Origin of the sequence: Actinomyces sp. ICM39, from assembly GCF_000282935.1 — a bacterium.
Classification (GTDB): Bacteria; Actinomycetota; Actinomycetes; order Actinomycetales; family Actinomycetaceae; genus Pauljensenia; species Pauljensenia odontolytica_B.
Genome location: NZ_ALCB01000109.1, coordinates 1 through 1,266, shown reverse-complemented (window position 1 = coordinate 1,266; position 1,266 = coordinate 1). Strand labels below are relative to the sequence as shown.

The following is a 1,266-nucleotide window of genomic DNA, read 5'->3' as shown; positions in this document are numbered from 1 at the left end:
AAGCCAAGATGTCTCCGGCTCTGCGTTTGAGCGTTCTGCCCAGCGTGATGAGCTCGGTCAGACCCCTGGGTACGCGCGTGGAGGTCAGTGTGTTGATTTCGGCTTGCATTAGGGCCTTGCCGCGGATTTTGTGGGGATCGCGGTAGCTGTCGATGATGTTCTGGTAGACGCTCCAGGTGACTTCGAGTGCGACGTGGCAATCGCTGGCGAACAGGTCGGCTAGCTGGTGTTGCTGGCGTGGGGTGAGCAGGCAAGATCTGGTGTGTAACATCCTGCGAGCCTTGTACAGGGGATCCGTGGCCCGCCCGCGCCGATGGTGAAGTTCTTGCTGAATGCGCCTGCGGCACTCATCGAGAGCATCACCGGCCAGGCGCACAACGTGGAAAGGATCCATGACCGCCCTCGCGTCTGGGAGCTCTTCGGCGGCGGCGCTCTTAAAGCCGGTGAATCCATCCATCGCGACGATCTCAATGCGCTCGCGCCAGGTGTCGGGCTGGGAGGCCAGCCAGGTTTTGAAAACCCGCTTGGATCGGCCCGGAATCATATCCAGGAGCCGGGAGGGACCACGACGGTCACGTATAGGAGTCAAGTCCAAGATGACGGTGACGTATTTGTCCCCGTATGGGGTGTGTCGCCACACGTGTTCATCCACGCCAATGACACGCACCCCCTCGAAACGATCAGGATCATCGATGAGCATGCGCTGGCCTTCACCTAAGATCGCGGTATTGGCAGTGTTCCACGACACGGCCAATACGTCGGCGACGCGCGCCACCGTCAGATGATGGACCACCAGGCCCACCAGCGCCCAGCGCACCGCCGCACGCGAGAGCTTCGCACGCGGGTCGGCCGCTGCACTCATGTTTTGACGCCACACGTGAGCACACTCTGGGCAGCGGTAGCGGCGCACGCTCACGTGCAACATGGTGGGGTGCCACCCGTAGGGTACGTGAGCCAAGCGCCTGACCACCGTGTCACGTACGACGCCCTCACCCCCACACTGTCGGCACCACCGATCCTCACCCACTACCTTGCAGGCCAAGACGGTCCGATCGTCTCCTACACGTTGACCCATCACTTCCAGTCCTAGGTCATCCAGGCCCGTGAAGGCGCTCAGATCAGGGCGATCAAAGGTAGCATTGGACATGTCGAGGTCTTTCAGATGGACGGTGTCGCAACCCCCATCATCGGAAGACCTCGACCTCTACCCGGCCACGACACGCCCAACCCCGCATACCACCCCCACACCCTCAATTATGAAGAGCC

1 protein-coding gene is annotated in these 1,266 nt (G+C 61.5%); it reads right to left on the bottom strand.

Going from position 1 to position 1,266, the window contains the following annotated elements; genetic code table 11:
- Positions 1-1,147: ISL3 family transposase (locus tag HMPREF1137_RS07410; protein ID WP_034497312.1), on the bottom strand; the 1,147-nt coding region annotated here is incomplete at its 3' end.
- Positions 1,148-1,266: the final 119 nt, after the last annotated feature.